General features: G+C 74.3%; 16 protein-coding genes. 6 read left to right on the top strand and 10 right to left on the bottom strand.

Annotated elements, in window-relative coordinates:
• Positions 1-10: 10 nt before the first annotated feature.
• Both BLW63_RS03870 and BLW63_RS03865 read right to left on the bottom strand, forming a co-directional pair.
• Positions 11-1,666 (bottom strand): NAD(P)/FAD-dependent oxidoreductase, encoded by a 1,656-nt coding sequence (locus tag BLW63_RS03870; RefSeq protein ID WP_091152229.1) that lies wholly within the window; start codon positions 1,664-1,666, stop codon positions 11-13.
• 103 nt (positions 1,667-1,769) lie between these two features.
• Entirely contained in the window at positions 1,770-2,054 is a 285-nt protein-coding gene (locus tag BLW63_RS03865) for a DUF3303 domain-containing protein (protein ID WP_091151676.1), read from the bottom strand.
• 141 nt (positions 2,055-2,195) lie between these two features.
• Here BLW63_RS03865 and BLW63_RS03860 point away from each other — a divergent pair, with 141 nt between their 5' ends.
• Positions 2,196-2,714 carry an HAD domain-containing protein gene (locus BLW63_RS03860; RefSeq protein WP_091152227.1) on the top strand — a complete coding sequence of 173 codons (519 nt, stop codon included), beginning with the start codon at positions 2,196-2,198 and terminating at the stop codon, positions 2,712-2,714.
• A 76-nt stretch (positions 2,715-2,790) separates the two neighbouring features.
• Here BLW63_RS03860 and BLW63_RS03855 read toward each other — a convergent pair whose 3' ends face one another.
• Positions 2,791-3,177 carry a hypothetical protein gene (locus BLW63_RS03855; protein WP_091151674.1) on the bottom strand — a complete coding sequence of 129 codons (387 nt, stop codon included), beginning with the start codon at positions 3,175-3,177 and terminating at the stop codon, positions 2,791-2,793.
• Between the two features lie 772 nt (positions 3,178-3,949).
• Positions 3,950-4,615 carry an NUDIX hydrolase gene (locus tag BLW63_RS03845; protein WP_091151671.1) on the bottom strand — a complete coding sequence of 222 codons (666 nt, stop codon included), beginning with the start codon at positions 4,613-4,615 and terminating at the stop codon, positions 3,950-3,952.
• A 179-nt stretch (positions 4,616-4,794) separates the two neighbouring features.
• On the opposite strand from BLW63_RS03845, the gene BLW63_RS03840 reads away from it, so the two are divergent.
• The 3 genes from BLW63_RS03840 (at position 4,795) to BLW63_RS03830 (ending at position 6,207) form a co-directional block, all read left to right on the top strand.
• Complete coding sequence (locus BLW63_RS03840) at positions 4,795-5,463, top strand: HD domain-containing protein (protein WP_211516985.1); 669 nt, start codon at positions 4,795-4,797, stop codon at positions 5,461-5,463.
• A 166-nt stretch (positions 5,464-5,629) separates the two neighbouring features.
• Positions 5,630-5,833: a DUF6290 family protein gene (locus BLW63_RS03835; protein ID WP_170856629.1), complete on the top strand. Its 204-nt coding sequence runs from the start codon at positions 5,630-5,632 to the stop codon at positions 5,831-5,833.
• The gene (locus BLW63_RS03830) at positions 5,830-6,207 is read left to right on the top strand and encodes a type II toxin-antitoxin system death-on-curing family toxin (protein ID WP_091151669.1); all 378 of its coding nucleotides are present in this window, start codon (positions 5,830-5,832) and stop codon (positions 6,205-6,207) included. The genes BLW63_RS03835 and BLW63_RS03830 overlap by 4 nt, the downstream gene beginning before the upstream one ends.
• 14 nt (positions 6,208-6,221) lie before the next feature.
• On the opposite strand, the gene BLW63_RS03825 is transcribed toward BLW63_RS03830, so the two are convergent.
• From BLW63_RS03825 to BLW63_RS03805, 5 genes are all read right to left on the bottom strand, one after another.
• Complete coding sequence (locus BLW63_RS03825) at positions 6,222-9,494, bottom strand: TM0106 family RecB-like putative nuclease (RefSeq protein WP_091151667.1); 3,273 nt, start codon at positions 9,492-9,494, stop codon at positions 6,222-6,224.
• Between the two features lie 130 nt (positions 9,495-9,624).
• On the bottom strand, positions 9,625-10,314 hold the full coding sequence (locus BLW63_RS03820) for a hypothetical protein (protein WP_244522338.1): 690 nt from the start codon (positions 10,312-10,314) through the stop codon (positions 9,625-9,627).
• A 67-nt stretch (positions 10,315-10,381) separates the two neighbouring features.
• Positions 10,382-10,777: a VOC family protein gene (locus tag BLW63_RS03815; RefSeq protein ID WP_091151663.1), complete on the bottom strand. Its 396-nt coding sequence runs from the start codon at positions 10,775-10,777 to the stop codon at positions 10,382-10,384.
• A 192-nt stretch (positions 10,778-10,969) separates the two neighbouring features.
• Positions 10,970-11,323: a DUF5615 family PIN-like protein gene (locus tag BLW63_RS03810; RefSeq protein WP_091151661.1), complete on the bottom strand. Its 354-nt coding sequence runs from the start codon at positions 11,321-11,323 to the stop codon at positions 10,970-10,972.
• Complete coding sequence (locus BLW63_RS03805; protein ID WP_091151659.1) at positions 11,320-11,754, bottom strand: CopG family transcriptional regulator; 435 nt, start codon at positions 11,752-11,754, stop codon at positions 11,320-11,322. The genes BLW63_RS03810 and BLW63_RS03805 overlap by 4 nt, the downstream gene beginning before the upstream one ends.
• 229 nt (positions 11,755-11,983) lie before the next feature.
• On the opposite strand from BLW63_RS03805, the gene BLW63_RS03800 reads away from it, so the two are divergent.
• Together BLW63_RS03800 and BLW63_RS03795 are read left to right on the top strand one after the other, a co-directional pair.
• Positions 11,984-14,446, top strand: a complete 2,463-nt coding sequence (locus BLW63_RS03800) for a lysylphosphatidylglycerol synthase domain-containing protein (RefSeq protein ID WP_091151657.1) — start codon at positions 11,984-11,986, stop codon at positions 14,444-14,446.
• Positions 14,447-14,458: 12 nt separating this feature from the next.
• Entirely contained in the window at positions 14,459-14,950 is a 492-nt protein-coding gene (locus BLW63_RS03795; protein ID WP_091151655.1) for a cupin domain-containing protein, read from the top strand.
• 13 nt (positions 14,951-14,963) lie between these two features.
• Here the strand turns inward: BLW63_RS03795 and BLW63_RS03790 are convergent, their stop codons facing one another.
• Positions 14,964-15,530: a hypothetical protein gene (locus tag BLW63_RS03790; protein ID WP_091151653.1), complete on the bottom strand. Its 567-nt coding sequence runs from the start codon at positions 15,528-15,530 to the stop codon at positions 14,964-14,966.
• Between the last annotated feature and the right edge of the window lie 3 nt (positions 15,531-15,533).

Genomic DNA, 15,533 nt, shown 5'->3' with positions numbered 1-15,533 from the left:
GGGCGGAGCCTCAGATCGTGAGCAGGCGGTGGACGCCCTGGATGGCGATCGAGCCCGCGCCGACCGCGGACGCCACCCGCTTCACCGACCCGTGCCGCACGTCCCCCGCGGCGAAGACGCCCGGGATGCTCGTCTCGAGTGTCAGCGGACGCCGTCCGAACGCGCGCACCGCGGCGTCGCTCAGGTCGGGTCCGGTCAGGATGAAACCGTCCTCGTCCTGCTCGACGGTCCCCGGGAGCCAGTCGGTGTGCGGCCGGGCGCCGATCATCAGGAACAGCGCGTAGGCGCCGACCCGCTCGAGTTCGTCGCTCGCCCGGTCGCGCAGGACGAGGTGGTCCAGCCAGCCGTCACCACCGCCGCCGACGACCTCGGTCCCGGTCCGGACGTCGATGTTCGGCGTCTCCTCGATCGGCCGGATGAGGTAGTGCGACATCCCTGCGGCGAGCGACGCGGCACGCACCACGAGGGTGACCCGCTTGGCGTAGCGGGCCAGGTGCAGGACGGCCTGCCCGGCGGAGTTGGCGCCCCCGACGACGTAGACGTCCTGCCCGGCGACGAGGGGCGCCTCCGAGGCGGCCGCGCCGTAGAAGACGCCGGCGCCGCGCAGCGCCTCGAGCGGCTCGACACCGAGCCGGCGGTAGCTGGCGCCCGTCGCCAGGACGACGGCGCGGGCCACCACGACCCCGCCGGTGTTCAGCCGCACGACGACGCCATCCCGCTCCCGGGCCAGGTGGGTGGCGGTCTGCATGAAGGCGAAGCGGGCGCCGAAGACCCACGCCTGCTGGTAGGCCCGGCGGGCCAGGTCCGCGCCGCTGATGCCCCGGGGGAAGCCGAGGTAGTTGCGGATCGACGAGCTCGACCTCGCCTGTCCACCGATCCCGCCCGAGTCGATCAGCAGGGTGCGCAGTCCCTCGGAGGCGCCGTAGACGGCCGCGGACAGACCGGCCGGCCCGCCCCCGACGATCACGAGCTCGTACTGCTCGCGGTCCGGGGTGACCGCCGTCCCCGACGCCGCCGCGATCTCCAGGTCGGTGGGGTCCTCGAGGACCCGCCCGTCGGGCATGACCATGGCCGGGAACCGCCGCGCGCCCGCCCGCGTGACGACGGCCCGCCCCTCGTCGGAGCCGGCCAGCAGGAACCGGTGCGGCATGGCGCAGCGCTCGAGGACCGCGCGCATCTCGTACGCCCGGCCCGACCAGGTCTCCCCGATCACGTCGATCGTGTACGGGGCCCGCCGCTGCGCGTCGGCCCAGCGCAGCAGGGAGGTCGAGATCGCCTGGTGGAACTGCTCGTCCGGTGGCGGCGCCGGCCGGAGCGCGTAGTGGTCGATGCGCCCGCTCGAGATCGCCTCGAAGATCGCGTCCCCGGTCTCCGCCGTGCCCAACCGGCCCCACTCGATGAGCAGGACGCGCTGGGCGTGCGGGAAGAGGGCGCGCACCTCGGCCAGCAGGGCGCTGCCCGGTGCGCCGGCGAGCTCCTCCCCCGCGAGCACCATGGCGACCTGCTCCCCCGCCGCCGCGAGGTCCTCCAGCGTGGCCAGCGCCTCGCGCGCCGAGCTCAGGCAGCAGACGCGGTAGTCGGACGCGTACCGGTTGACCAGCTCCCGCTCGACGTCCCGCATCAGGTCGGGGTCGTCGTCGACCGCGACCAGCAGGGGGCTGCTCACGCCGGTCCGCCGGCTCGTGCCGCGGTCGTCCTCCACACGTGCCGGAACGTAGGAGCGAAACGCCGTCCCCACCAGGCGCGAAGGTCCCTGTCCGGCGCGGTCCTCACCCGGCGCCGCGCGCGTGGGCGGCGCCAGCGTCCAGGCCCTCCTCGACCGGCTCGACCGTGAACGAGACGGCCGCGTGGACGGTGCGGAGGTACCGCAGGTCGTCGGGCTCGTCGGTCTCCACGACGGCGCAGCCGCCGAGCCCGACGCGGGCGACGACGTGGTGGACGGTGAGGCTGCTGGGCAGCCCCGCCGAGAAGGCCGCGCGGACCCGCTCCTGCGCCGCCTCGTGCTCCGCGGCCGACTCGGTGGGCCGCTCCTGCCAGGTGACGACGTACTGCATCCGCTCTCCCCCTCGGACGTCGTGTGGCGGATCGAGACTCCCGAGGGGCCGCGCGGCCGCACCAGGGCAGGACGACCCGGGATCGTCCCGACGGCGCCGGGCGTGGACCCCCCGGCCGCGATCGGGCAGCAGGATGGGCGCATGGCCTCGACCGGGAACGTCCCGATCCTGCTGCTGGACGTCGACGGCGTGCTCAACACGGCGCGCGCGGACCCGCCCGACGGCTGGGCGCGGGGCACGTTCAACGGCTACGTGCTCACCTGGGACCCGACCGTCACGGCCCGGCTCCGGGGGCTGCACGAGTCCGGCCGGGTGGAGATCCAGTGGCTGACCACCTGGACGACGGACGCCGACCGGCTGCTCGCCGAGCCGATGGGACTGCCCCGCGGTCTGGTGACCCACGCCCGGGCCGACGCGGCGCCGACCGGGTTCGCCGGCGTGTTCGGCGGGCGGTCGGAGTGGTGGAAGCTGACCGCCGCCCAGGCGGTCGCCGAGGCCGAACCCGACCGGCGGATCGTGTGGATCGACGACGACCTGGCGGTGCAGGCGGCCGACACCGGCGAGTGGCTGGCCGCCCGTCCGCACGTGCTGGTGGTGGCGCCCGACCTGTTCGTCGGGCTGACCCACGACCAGCTGGACGAGATCGAGGCGTGGCTGTGAGGCGCTGCGAGCGCGTCGTGCAGCTGCCCCTGGCCGAGGCCTGGGAGCGGGCCGAGACCACCGCACCACGCGGGGATCACAGATGGCAGACCGACTCGGCCACCATGGCCACGAACTCGTGAGCCTGCTCGTCCGGGACGGAGGGGAACACCCTCTCGACACCCTCGGACATCGTGAACTGGTCGTACTCGGGTTGACCCAGGCGGACGCAGATCCCCTCGGCGACGACCCAGCCCGTGTGCGGGTCCAGCGGGATGCCGATCTGCCGCATCGCGTCGGCGAACTCGACGGGCACATCCGGCGTGGTCGTCGTCTCACCGGTCGTCGGACCCGGCGTCGCAGGGGGCAGGCTGGTGGGGGTCGGGGTCGTGCTCGCGGCGGCGGGTGCGGGCGCGACGGCCTGACCGGCGACCGCGTCATCGGACCGGTCCCACGAGGAGACGACGAGCACGGCAGCGATCACCGCGACGACGAGGACGCCGACGGCGATCAGGAGCAGACGTCTGCGGCGACCCCCTGCAGCTGCGCGGTGGGCGTGCCGGTGTCGGTCAGAGGGGGAAGAGCTCTGGTCGGCCATGTGGGTGGGCTCCCGGACGACTCGGCAGTGACCACGGGCCTCTCGGCCGGCGGAGCAGGCCGCCCGTGTGAGGCGGGGAGCCTACGCGCCGATCGCCCCCGTGGGTGCCCGGTCGCCGCGCCGTCGACCGAAGCTGCCCCGAGGTCTCGGCGTGGTCGGCGGCCGCTCCGGCCGGGGAGGGCTCACCGCCGGGGAGGGGTCACCGCCGCGGACGCTGCCTCCTCGCGCAGAGAGCGGCGACACCCCGGCGACCCGGACGATGACGAGCGGCGAGCCCCGGCCGCCTGACACCTCTTCCGCCGACCTCTGCCCCTGCTTGCACCTGTGAGCAGCGGCGGAGGTCCGCCGGGAAGGTGTCGCCTCCGCAGCCTCGCCCCTCGCCCCGCACCGCGGGCAGGGGACGAGCACCGGCGCGGCCATCTCTGTCCCGCAGTGCGACATCGTTCCTTTCGGAGGCCGCCCGCCGGAGCCCGACGCCGTCCCCCGTTCCGCAGCGAGTCCCGGGACTGGATCCTGCGGGTCGCGGTGGCGACTGCGTCCACCACCTCCAACACCGGCTCGACGGTGGAGGAGCCCGCGTAGACGATGGTGAGGTATTCCAGGTCGGCCGGCCCGATGCTCCGGCTGCGCCGGGACAGCGAGCAGGTCCTTCCACGGATCACCGGCGGACGTACAGCTGCGCCGGCTTGCCCACCGTCCCCTCCGACCTCCGCCGGGTCTCGTCGAGCATCGGCAGCATCGCGCGGCGGAAGGTGTCGGCGGAGTAGTCGAGGCCGCCGGCCACGGCCTCGTGCAGACGGAACAGCGATCGCATCGTGAACGGCTCGTCCAGGAGCCCGTCCGGATCGGGGCGTTCGGCGTAGGCCGTCCGCACATCCGCCGCGGCTCGCCGCACGATCTCGTCGTGGTCGAAGAGGAGTCCGTGGACGTCGTCCACCGGCCGCACGCCCACGTCCCCCGGCCCTGCAGTCAGCACCGGCTCGACCGCCCGCCACGGCAGCGCTGCGACGTGCGCGACGGAGAGGACCCAGCCACGGTCGTCACGGCTCGGGTCGTCGAAGACGTGCAGCTGGCGCGGCACGACGTCCGGCGTCAGCCCCGCCTTGTCCCGCAACGACCGCCGGACCGCGACGGCGAGGGTCTCCCCCTCGTGGAGGAACGTGCCGGGCAGCGCCCACGCCGGCGTGCGTCGCTCCCCCACCCGACGGACGAGCAGGACCGAGAGCCGCGGGTCCTCCACCGGCACGGTGAGGACGGCGGTGTCGACGGCGACCGACGGCCGCGGGTAGTCGACGAGGCGCCTGCCGGAGCTGTCGCGGTGCACGGGCTCGACATTAGCGCAGATCCCGTTTAACTCGTGGTTGACGCGGGAACGAGCTAAGTGGGAGTGGGTGGCGATCACGGCCGGTGGCGGTGGGAGTGGCCCAGCGGACCCCGCACGACGACCGAGCCGGCGGACGTCGAGTCGATCGTCGCCGTCATGCCCAGAGGGAGGGAGAACGCGTGACAGCAACTGTGGAGGGCCGCCGCGAGCTGGGCAGCGGACCGCTGAGCGAGCGCTTCGACGAGGCGCTGCTGTTCGCCTCCCGGCACCACCGGGAGCAGCTGCGCAAGGGCTCGCGGGTGCCGTACATGACGCACCTGATGAGCGTCAGCGCGCTGGTCATGGAGCACGGCGGCAGCGAGGACCAGGCGATCGCCGCGCTCCTTCACGACGCGGTCGAGGACGCGCCGCCCGGTACCGGCGGTGCCGTGCTCGCCGACATCCGGTCACGATTCGGGGACGCCGTCGCCGACATCGTGCGGGCGTGCTCGGACGGGCTGGACGAGTCCGGCAACCGGAGCGGGTCGTGGCCGGAGCGCAAGCGTCCGTACGTGGCCGGCCTCGCGCACAAGCCGCTCGACGCGCTTCTGGTGACCGCAGCGGACAAGACGCACAACGGGCTCTGCATCGCCGCCGACGCGCGCCGGTACGGACAGCACTTCTGGTCGACGTTCAACGCGAGCCGCGACGAGCTGCTCTGGTACTACACCAGCGTCGAGCGGGCGGTGGCCGAGCGTCTGCCGGGCAGCTCGATCGCCGACGCGCTTCGGCGGGCCGTCGACGAGTTGATCGCGGCAGCGGGCACCGACCGGTCGGCCATCTCGGCGGAGATGCCGGTCCGCGACTGACATCCGCACCCGAAGGGGCCGCCCGCAACCGGGAACCGGCGGGCGTCTGCCCGCTCCACGCCCAGCCCTGCCGAGGGGACCACGCCTCCACCCCGACACACTGGCCTCCGTTGCCCGGGAGGGCGGCTAGGGTCAGCGTTGGTATCAGCCGTGATACCATTTTGACATGGCCATGACCCTTCGCCTCGACGAGCAGGAGACGGAGGCGCTGCGCCGCCGAGCCGAACTCGAGGGCCGGTCGATGCAGGACGTCGCCCGGCAGGCGGTCCGGGACTACATCGAGCGGAACAGCAAGCGTGAGCTCCTCGACCGCGTGCTCGACCGGGAGCTGCCCCGCTATGCGGAGGCCCTGGAGCGACTCGGCCAGTGATCCACCTCGACCTGGACGACCTGCTGCACATCGCGAGGCGGACGTTGGGTGAGTTCGAGGCGCGTGACATCGGCCTGCTGGAGTCCGCAGCCGCACGACCGCGGTCGACGGCGTTCGGGGAGGACGCCTACCCGTCCATGCACGACAAGGCGGCGGCCCTGCTGCACTCGATCGCGCGCAACCACCCGCTGGTCGACGGCAACAAGCGACTCTCGTTGGCCGCGATCATCGCCTTCTACGGCCTGAACGGGATGCAGCTGACCCTGTCGAACGACGAGGCGTACGAGCTCGTGATGGCCGTTGCGGCCGGAGAGCTCGACGACGTGGAGCCGATCGCTGGGCGCCTGGAGGCGAGCACGGTCCCTTGGCGCTGAGGGCGCTCGAGGTCTCACGAACAGCCGCGTTCCCCGCCTCGACCGACGACGGTCGCCATCTCGACCAGCCGGCACAGGGCGTTGACCTGGCGCAGCTGCTCCGGCGTCCGGACGGCGGCGTCCAGCAGCTCCTCGCTCATCACCACCACCGCCAGCGCCTTGGCGCGGGACACCGCGACGTTAAGCCGGTGCAGGTCGTAGAGGAACGAGACGCCGCGGGGCGCGTCCTCGGCGCTGGTCGACGTCATCGAGTAGATGACGACCGGCGCCTCCTGCCCCTGGAACCTGTCAACGGTGCCGACCCGTGCTCCGTCGGGCAGCGCCCGCCGGATCAGCGCGACCTGGTTGTTGTACGGCGCGACCACCAGCACGTCGTCCTGCCCGACGGTAGAACGCTCCCCGGAGGCGTCCACCCAGCCGGTGCCCTGCAGCGAGTGCCACAGCCCGGCGACCGCCGCGGCCTCATCCGGCGAAGCCGCCATCGACGGCTGCACGTGCTCGACGAAGCGGACGGCGAGCCCGCTGGCCCGGCCGTCCACCGCGATCCGTTCGCGGCCGGCCGCCGACTCCAGCCGGCCCTCGTACGCCAGGCCGGAGACGAACGCGGTCAGCGCCGGGTGCATCCGGTAGGTGCGGTCGAGGAAGACGCCGCGGTCCTCGGGCACGGTCGGGTGGCCGTCGAGCAGGTGCTCGAGCGCCGAGAGCCCCGACTCCCCCGGGTGCACGGCCTGCGTCGGCTGCGCCAGCTGCTGCGGGTCACCGAGCAGCACGAGGGAGCGAGCGGACCGCGCCACCGCCACGGCGTTGGCCAGCGAGAACTGCCCCGCCTCGTCGATCACCAGGACGTCGACCGCCTCGGCCAGGTCCTCGCGGCACCAGAACCACGACGTCCCGCCGACCAGACTCGCGGAACCGTCGAGCAGCCGCGAGGCCACGTCGCCGGCATCGCGCGACCACTCCACCCCCGGCGCCCCGCACGCCTGGGACTCCTCGCACTTCTGCAGCGCCGGCCGGCCGACGGCGCTCAGCACGTTGCCGATCACCGCGTGGGACTGCGCCGTGACGCCGACCTTCTTGCCCGCATCGAGCAGCGCCCGGATCAGCCGGGACGCCGCCCGCGTCTTGCCGCTGCCGGGCGGCCCCTGCACGGCGAGCACCTCGCCGTCCAGCGCCAGGCCGAGCCGGACGACGGCGTCGCCGGCCTCCTCCCCCGGCAGCCGGCGGGTGTCCGCGGGGACGACGCGGTCGAGCAGCCGCTGCCCGAGGCACGGCTCCCCGGCCAGGACGGCGTCCGCGGTGGCCGTGATCGCCGCCCGCAGCTGCTTGTCGTCCAGCGGCCCCTCCGGACCCAGACCGCGCGGACCCGCCGGCGCCTTGGTGCTCTTCACGACCACCCGTCCGGCGACCGCGTCGAGCTCGCGCACCTCGCCGATCCGCACCCGGCTGTCGACGTCGAACGCCGGCTTGCCGACCGAGAGCTTGGCGTCCTGCGGCGGGAAGGTGAACTCGTAGAGCTTGCTGCGCTTCTCGGTGCCGATCTCGACGGCGGCCGACAGCCCGCCGAGCGCGGTGCGGTCCTCGACGAGCTGGTCGTCGTCCAGCTCGCCGCGGCTGAAGAACTCCCACCAGCCGGGCCGGGCCTCGCGGCGGTGCCACTGCACCAGGTCGCCGAGCAGGTCGTGGCCGCGGTCCTGCAGCTGCTCGACCAGCGCCAGCTCGGCGACCTCGGCGTCCGACCGCGGGGCCGGGACGGCGATCTCGGCCACCCCGGGGCGCGGCTGCGGACCGTGCGACGCCTCCAGCTCGGCCCGCTCGGTCTCCAGCCAGTCGTGCAGCTCGCGGGTGGAGTCGACGTCGTCCCTGTTGTAGTCCTCGATCGACCGCAGCCGGGCCGGGTCGCGGTCGATCAGCCACTTCTCGTACTCGACGACGCTGCTCATCGCGTCGGCGACGTCGCCGGTGTGCGCCCGCCCGTAGAGGGCCTCGACCTTCTTGATCGAGTAGGACTCCGCGCTGATCCGCATCGACTGGCGGACGACGGGATAGAGGTCGACGAACCGCTCGGCGCGCAGCAGCTGGTCGAGCTCGGCCTCGCGGACGCCGTACCGGCCGGTGAGCCGCTTGAGCGCGCTGACCTCGTAGGCGGCGTAGTGGTAGACGTGCATGCCGGGGTCGGCGTGCCAGGCGTCGACGACGCGGTCGACGAGGTCCTCGACCATGCGCCGCTCCTCGGCGGCGTCGTGCGCCCAGAGGGCGGTGAACGCACCGGTGCGGTCGCCGAGGCCGGCGAGGTACTCCAGGCCGTCGCCGTCGCCGGCGAGCGGGTCGCCCTCGAAGTCGAGGTAGAGGTCGCCGGGGCTGGGCTCGGGGAGTCGCAGGAGCCCCTGCGCGGTCTGCGGGGCGAGCAGCGTGCGGGTGGGAGTGCCGGCCGCGCGGCCGCGGAGCTGCTCGCGGGCCTGCTCGCGCAGCCGCTCGCGGGTGCCCCGGCTGATGCCGGTGGCCCTGAGGACGTCGTCGGGTGCGTCGGCGAGCTGCTCGAGCGTGGCGATGCCGACGCCGATGACAGCGGCGCGCTGGTCGCGGCGCATGCCGGCGACGAGGCTGAGGTCGTCGCTGGTGCGCAGTTCGGTCTCGCACCTCGGCTTCCAGGTGCACTGGTCGCAGTGGGCGATGGGCACCGGGCCGGTGTCCACCGGGTGCTCGATGAAGGCCTGCAGCCGGGCGCGGGCACGGCGGGCGTAGGCGGCGACGTCCACCAGCCGCCACGGGCGGGTCTCGCCGTCCCCGGTGACGACGCAGATGCGCTCGGGCTCCCGGCCCTGCAGGGTGGCCAGCCGGTCGGCGTAGGTGGCCATCTGCAGCAGCGCCGGCACCGTGACGCGGCGGGCGAGCTTGGCGTCGGCGACCTCGTAGGACCAGTCGCCGAGGTCGGACGGCTCGTCTGTGCGCAGGAGGAAGTCGGCCTGGCCGCCCCAGGTGCCGTCGGACAGCGTCGCCTGGTGGACGACGTCGACGCCGGCGCGCATCGCCTCGAGGGTGGCGGGCTCGCGGCGGACACCGGCCAGCCGGGCCACGCTCAGCCCCTGCTCCTCCAGCGACTCCAGGTAGCGCAGCTCGTGGGCGATGCCGAGGTCGGCGACGAGCACCGTCTGGTCGCTGGCGCCCTCGGCCGGCGGGTCGAGCCGGCGCTCGGCGACCTGCAGGTTGAGCGCGGTGAGGTGGTGGCACTCCTGGTGCCGGGTCAGGTCACTCGGGCTGAGGACCAGCCGGCCGTCGACGCGGTACACGGCGTCAGCCCGCGGTCGGGTGGACGGCGGGCATGGAGAGGTGGCGCAACGTTCCCCCGTGGTGCGTGGTGCAGAGCCTCAGGGACCCTGCCACGGATGGCGCCGTCCCGGGACTTCCCGCGCCGACAGGTCACTGACCCGGGCACGGACGGAGGTCGAGAGTCGACTGCCCGGCCGCCACGGGCGCGATCAGGTCCTGCAGGCGTGCGGTCTCGTCGGCCGGGAACCCGTCGGCCTGCCACGCCGGGAGCTGGTCGACGATCTGACGCGCGTACCCCTGCACCACCGGGGGCGGCGTCCCCTGCTGGACTTCGAGGCACGACGGGGTCCCGGTCGGCGAGGACGGCGCCGGGACCAGGCCGGTCATCGCGCGGAACAGGGCCAGCCGGCTCGCCGTGGCGTACCGGGGGTCGAGCGCCTCACCACCGATGACGAGCGACAGCACCTGCAGGGCCGAGCGCTGACGCACGCCCTCGTCCCCCGACAGGAGGCCCTGCAGCCCGGCTCGCAGCAGCGGGCCGGCCGGTCCGGCAGCGTCCGGTCGCGCCGTCAGGTCCGCGATGAGGCCGTCGACCGTCTGCGGCGGGGCCGGCGCCGACTCCTCGACGGAGGCGGGAACCGACGGGAGCGCCGACGTCGAGGAAGCGCTGCCGGTCGTCACCGCAGCGGTCGGGGCCGCGCTCGTCGGGCGGCCGTCGTCCGCTGTCGCCAGGGCCACCACGCTGCTCACACCCAGGGCCGCGGCGCCGGTGGCGATGGCCATCTCCCATCGGGAGCGCCGGCGCCGTGAGGCGGGGAGTGCGCGATCGGGCTGCCGCACCCACCCGAGGGTAGGGGGACGGGCGGTGCGTCCAGGCGTCCTGGGCGACGGTCCGGTTCCCGCCCAGCTAGAACGCGTCCCCGGTCCGCCAGGCCATCTCCTGCAGGGTCAGGGTGTTGCCGTCGGGGTCGGTGAGCCAGGCGTACTTGACCCCGCCGCCGACGTCCACCACCTCCCCGACGTCGACGCCGCGTCCCACGAGGTCGGCACGGGCCTGCGCGATGTCCGCGACCACCAGGTGCAGGCCCTTGATCGCGCCGGGCGGCATGTCGTCGTAGGCCGGCAGGCCGGTGCCCATGCCGATGGAGCACGCCGAGCCCGGCGGCGTCAGCTGCACCACCCGCACACCGTCCGCGGGCCGCACGTCGACGTCCTCGACGAACCCGAGCCGCTCGACGTAGAAGGCCTTCGCCCGGTCGACGTCACCCACCGGGATCGGCACCAGCTCCAGCTTCATCTCCATCGACCTCTCCCTTCGCGCAGGCGTCCGTCGCCCCGCTCGTCCGGCGGCACGGCTGGGACCGTGCCCCCTGCTGCATCAGACGTCCCCGGGTGGCCCGGCTCATCGGTGAGGGCCCACCCACTCCGGGCACGTGGTTGCCGTCGCCGTGCAGCGCCGGCACAGGCGCAGCGATCAGCGAGTCGGACGCCGACCTCACAGCCACTCGACGAGGCCGGCGCTGCTGTCAGCCGAGCGGCCGGGTCCCGCGCGAGCCCGGAGCCAGGTACGCAGAGCGGTCAGCAGTCTCGGCTGGCCGCTCGACGTGCGCGGCCAGCGTCCAGCGGAGACGAGGAGCAGGCCGGTGTGCTCGGCGGTGTCCATCGACGCGAAGTCCGCCACGTTCTCGGTGACGAGAACGCGGTCGCTCTCGCGCGCCCAGCGCGCCACCTCGGCATCCGTTCGGCCGACGAGCTCGGGCAGCTCGACGACCGCGACCACGTCGTGGGCCTCGGCACGCAACTGCTCCGCGAGCCGCCGCGGGTACATCTCATCGAATAGCAGCCTCACTGCGCGGGGCCGGCCAGGACCTCCTGCTGACGGCGCCAGGCCGCCTCCAGCTCCTCGGCCATCCGCTCGTTGGTCGCGATCCGCTCGTCGATCTCCGGCCGGTGGTCGGCGTAGTAGGCGACGGCCGCGAGCACTTGCACCTCGGTCAGCGACAGGATCTCGGCGACCTCGGAGAGGGCCCGGTCGGAACGCTCCTCCTGCACCGCCCGCAAGGTCCGGATCACCTCGTCGACGTCCGGGCCGGCCACGAGCCCGGCCCGCCGCCCGCTCGGGCCGTCGCGGAAGGTGATCCCCTGGTGGGCTTCCCGGCGCAACGCCTCGTCGAGCAACCGCTCGATGGTCGAGGAGACGGAGGCAGCACGCCGTCCCGCCAGGTCCGTGAGGCGGCGCAGCACGTCGTCGGACAGGCGCACCGAGCGCGGACTACCCATGACTACATCGTAGCCAGATTGGTGCCCCTGCCCATCCCCCCGCAACCGCTTTCCCACAGGCAGGTGCAGCGCGCCGGTGCAAGCCGCACGACAGGCCGGCTGACAGGCGTGAGCAGGTCCCGCCGCAAACCTGCCGCCCCTACCCTCGTCGACCGCCGGGTCCGTCGACCGGGCCGTCGACTGCGGTCGCGCAACCGAGAGCCCAGGGTCGTGGCCGGGAGGGGGCGGCATGGAGCGGACCACAGGGACGGCACTCCCGAGCCCCCGTCCGCCGCGCGCCACGACTCCCCCATCGGAAACGGCTCCGCGCGCGGCCGCGCCGGTCGGCAGCTCCACCGACGAGGTCATCACCGGCTACGAGCGGTCCCCGAGCGACGTCCTCCGCACCGTCGTGTTCGCCGTCCTCGCCCTGCTGCTGGTCGCCCTCGCCCGGTGGTCGCGGGACGAGGTCGCCGCGGTGGACGAGGACCTCGTCCAGCGGCTGTCGTTCCTGACGCCGGCGGTCGGGCGGGTCCTGGCCGGTGCGGTGACCCTGCTGATCCTCGCGTCGGTCCTCGCGGCGTGGGCGACGCCGCTGGTGACCCGCCGTTCCCGCGTGCTGGGTTCCCTCCTGGTCAGCGGCGTCCTCGCGGTGCTGCTGGTGCAGGGGGCCGACTGGGTGGTCGACCGCGGGGACGCCGACGCCCTGGCCCGCGAGGTCGCGCGGCGCGATGGCGTCGACACCGCGCTGACGGTGGCCGGGCTCGCGGTGATGGCCGCGTCGTTCGTCGTCCTGGCGCCGTTCGTGTCCCGGCGGTGGCGGCGGGCCGGGGCGCTCCTGCTGGCGCTGGTCACGCTGGTGCGGCTGCTCGTGCCCGTCGCGCACCCGGGCACGGTGGCCGTCGCCGTCCTCCTCGGCGCCCTGGCCGGCTCCGGCACGCTGCTGCTGCTCGGCCGCCCCAGCCGACGGCCGACGACGGGTGCCGTCGCCGCCGCCCTGGCCGGCAGCGGCCTGCGCCCGGCCGAGCTGGCGCCCGCGGTGGTCGACGCTCGCGGGTCGGTGCCCTGGGTCGCCACCCTCGCCGACGGCGACCGCGTCTTCGCCAAGGTCATGGGCGCGGACAACCGGGCCGCGGACCTGCTGTTCCGCGCCTACCGCTTCCTGCGGCTGAAGGACGTCGGCGACGAGCGGCCGTTCTCCTCGCTGCGCCGGACCGTGGAGCACGAGGCGCTGGTGTCCCTGCTGGTCCGGGACGCCGGTGCGCGCACACCGCGGCTGCGGGCCATCGCGCCGGTGGGGTCCGACTCGTTCCTGCTGTCCTACGACCTGATCGACGGCGCGACCCTCGACAAGCTGTCGGACGACGCCGTCACCCCGCCGGTGCTCCAGGGGATCTGGGAGCAGGTCGCCGTCCTCCGCCGGCACTCGGTGGCCCACCGCGACCTGCGCCGGGCCAACATCCTGCTCGACGACACGGGCCGCCCGTGGCTCATCGACTTCGGCTTCAGCGAGGTCGCCGCCTCCCCCGCGCTCCTCGACGCGGACGTCGCCCAGCTCCTCGTCGCGCTGGCGCTGGACGTCGGCGTCGAACCGGCGGTCGACGCGGCGATCGACCGGCTGGGGCCCGAGGCGGTGGCCGCTGCGCTCCCCCGGATGCAGCCCAACAGCCTGAGCGGCGCCACGCGGGACGCGCTCAAGCACCGCAAGGACCTCGTGCCCCAGATCCGGGCGGCCGTGTGCCGGCGGAGCGGGGTCCCGGAGCCGAGGCTGGCGGACCTGGAGCGCGTCCACCTCAAGACGGTGCTCACCGTCGTCCTGCTGGCCGTCGCCACCTACCTCCTCGCGCCGCAGCTCGGCGACGTGGGCGGCATGGTCGCGCGGGTCCGGGAGGCCGACTGGGTGTGGCTGCCGTGGATCCTGGCGGTGTCCGCGCTGACCTACGCGGGCGCCACGCTGAGCATCGTCGGCGCCGTCCCGGCCCGGCTGCGCCTGCTGACGACGTTCGTCGCCCAGCTCGCGTCCTCGTTCGCCAGCAAGCTGGCGCCGGCCGGGATCGGCGGGATGGCGCTGAACGTGCGCTTCCTGCAGCGGAGCGGCGTCGACCTGCCGGTGGCCACGTCCGGGGTGGGGCTGAGCTACGCGGCCGGCTCGGTCGTGCACGTCGTCCTCATGGTCGTGTTCGCCGTCTGGGCCGGGCAGTCGGCCTTCGGCTCGCTGCGGCTGCCGCGCCCGCAGGCCGTGCTGTGGGGGGTGCTGGCGGTCCTCGCACTGGCCGCCGCCGCGCTCGCCGTCCCGGCGGTGCGCCGGCTCGTGGTTGGGAAGGTGGTCCCGCTGCTGCGCCGGTCGGTCGAGGGTGTCGGCGCCGCCGTGCGGCGCCCCGCGAAGCTGGCGCTGCTGCTGGGCGGCGCGGCGGTGATCACCCTCGGCTACCTGGTCTGCCTCTACCTGTCCACGCGGGCCTTCGGCGGGGGCCTGGACCTGGCCACCGTGGGCGCCGTCTACCTCGCCGGGGCCGCCATCGCCGCCGCCGCGCCCACTCCCGGCGGCCTCGGCGCCCTGGAGGCCGCGCTGATCGCCGGGCTGGTCGCCGCCGGGATGGACCACACGGTCGCCGTCCCGGCGGTCTTCCTCTACCGGCTGGCGACGTTCTGGCTGCCGATCCTGCCCGGCTGGGCCGCCTTCGCCTGGCTCCGGAGGTCCGACTACGTATAGGAGGGGACGACGATGCACGCATCCGCGCCGCGCATCCTGAGAGCCGCGGACGGGCCGGTGATGGGCGACCCGGCCGGCGTCCGGGACCGCTTCATGGTCGACGGGGACGACGCCGGCGGCCGGTTCGCCCTCGTCCAGCACCTCTTCGCCCCCCGGTCGCTGGCCGCCCCGCTGCACCGGCACCACCGGGAGGACGAGTACATGTACGTCGTCTACGGGCGCGTCGGCGCCGTCCTCGGGGACGACGAGGTGGTCGGCGAGCCCGGTGACCTTATCTTCAAGCCGCGCGACCAGTGGCACACGTTCTGGAACGCCGGGGACGGACCGGCCGCGGTGCTCGAGCTCATCTCCCCTGCGGGGCTGGAGCAGTTCTTCCGCCGGCTCGACGGGCTGTCCGAACCGCCGACGCCCGAGCAGCTCGCCGAGATGGCGACGCCGTTCGACTGCGACGCCGACCCGGAGGGGACCCAGCGCATCATCGAGCGGCACGGCCTGACGTTTTAAGGGCCGGTCCTCCTCAGGGCACGACCAGCTCCTGCGTGCCGTCGGCGTCGCGGACCGTCACCCGCTCCACCTCGCTCCGGAGGAGGTGCTCGGTCGCCCGCACCGGGGTCGGGTCGGCCGGCGGGCCGGGGAACGCCGGCTCCAGGTGGAGCGTGTAGTCCCGCCGTCCGGCCGCGACGGCGTCGAGCTCGAACCAGACCCGGCAGCCCTCGGTCGGCGCGGTCACCATCGCCGACAGGCGGCGCCGCTCCCCGCCGAGGTTCTTCCACTCGTAGGCCTGGTCCGGCTTCGTGACGACGAGGTGGTGCCCGGGGGTGGTGTCGGAGCCCGTGGCGATCCAGCGCTCGAACAGCGCGATCCACTCCGCCGGCCAGGGGCCGCCCACCGGGAGGCCCGGCATGTTCAGGCTCCCCTCACCGCGCAGCCGGGTGAGGATCTCCTCGCGCGCCGCCCACACCGTGTCGAGGTCCCACAGGTCGATGCCCGGTGTGACCAGGGAGAGCATGTGCGCACGGTCGAGCAGCCGGAACAGCGGCCGGATGTGCAGCTCGAACACCGGGGGCCGCTGCTGCGCGGTCACGCC

The sequence above is a fragment of the Geodermatophilus africanus genome, assembly GCF_900107105.1.
Classification (GTDB): domain Bacteria; phylum Actinomycetota; class Actinomycetes; order Mycobacteriales; family Geodermatophilaceae; genus Geodermatophilus; species Geodermatophilus africanus.
The sequence above is the reverse complement of the archived record's forward strand: the minus strand, read 5'-3'. Positions and strand labels throughout refer to the sequence as shown.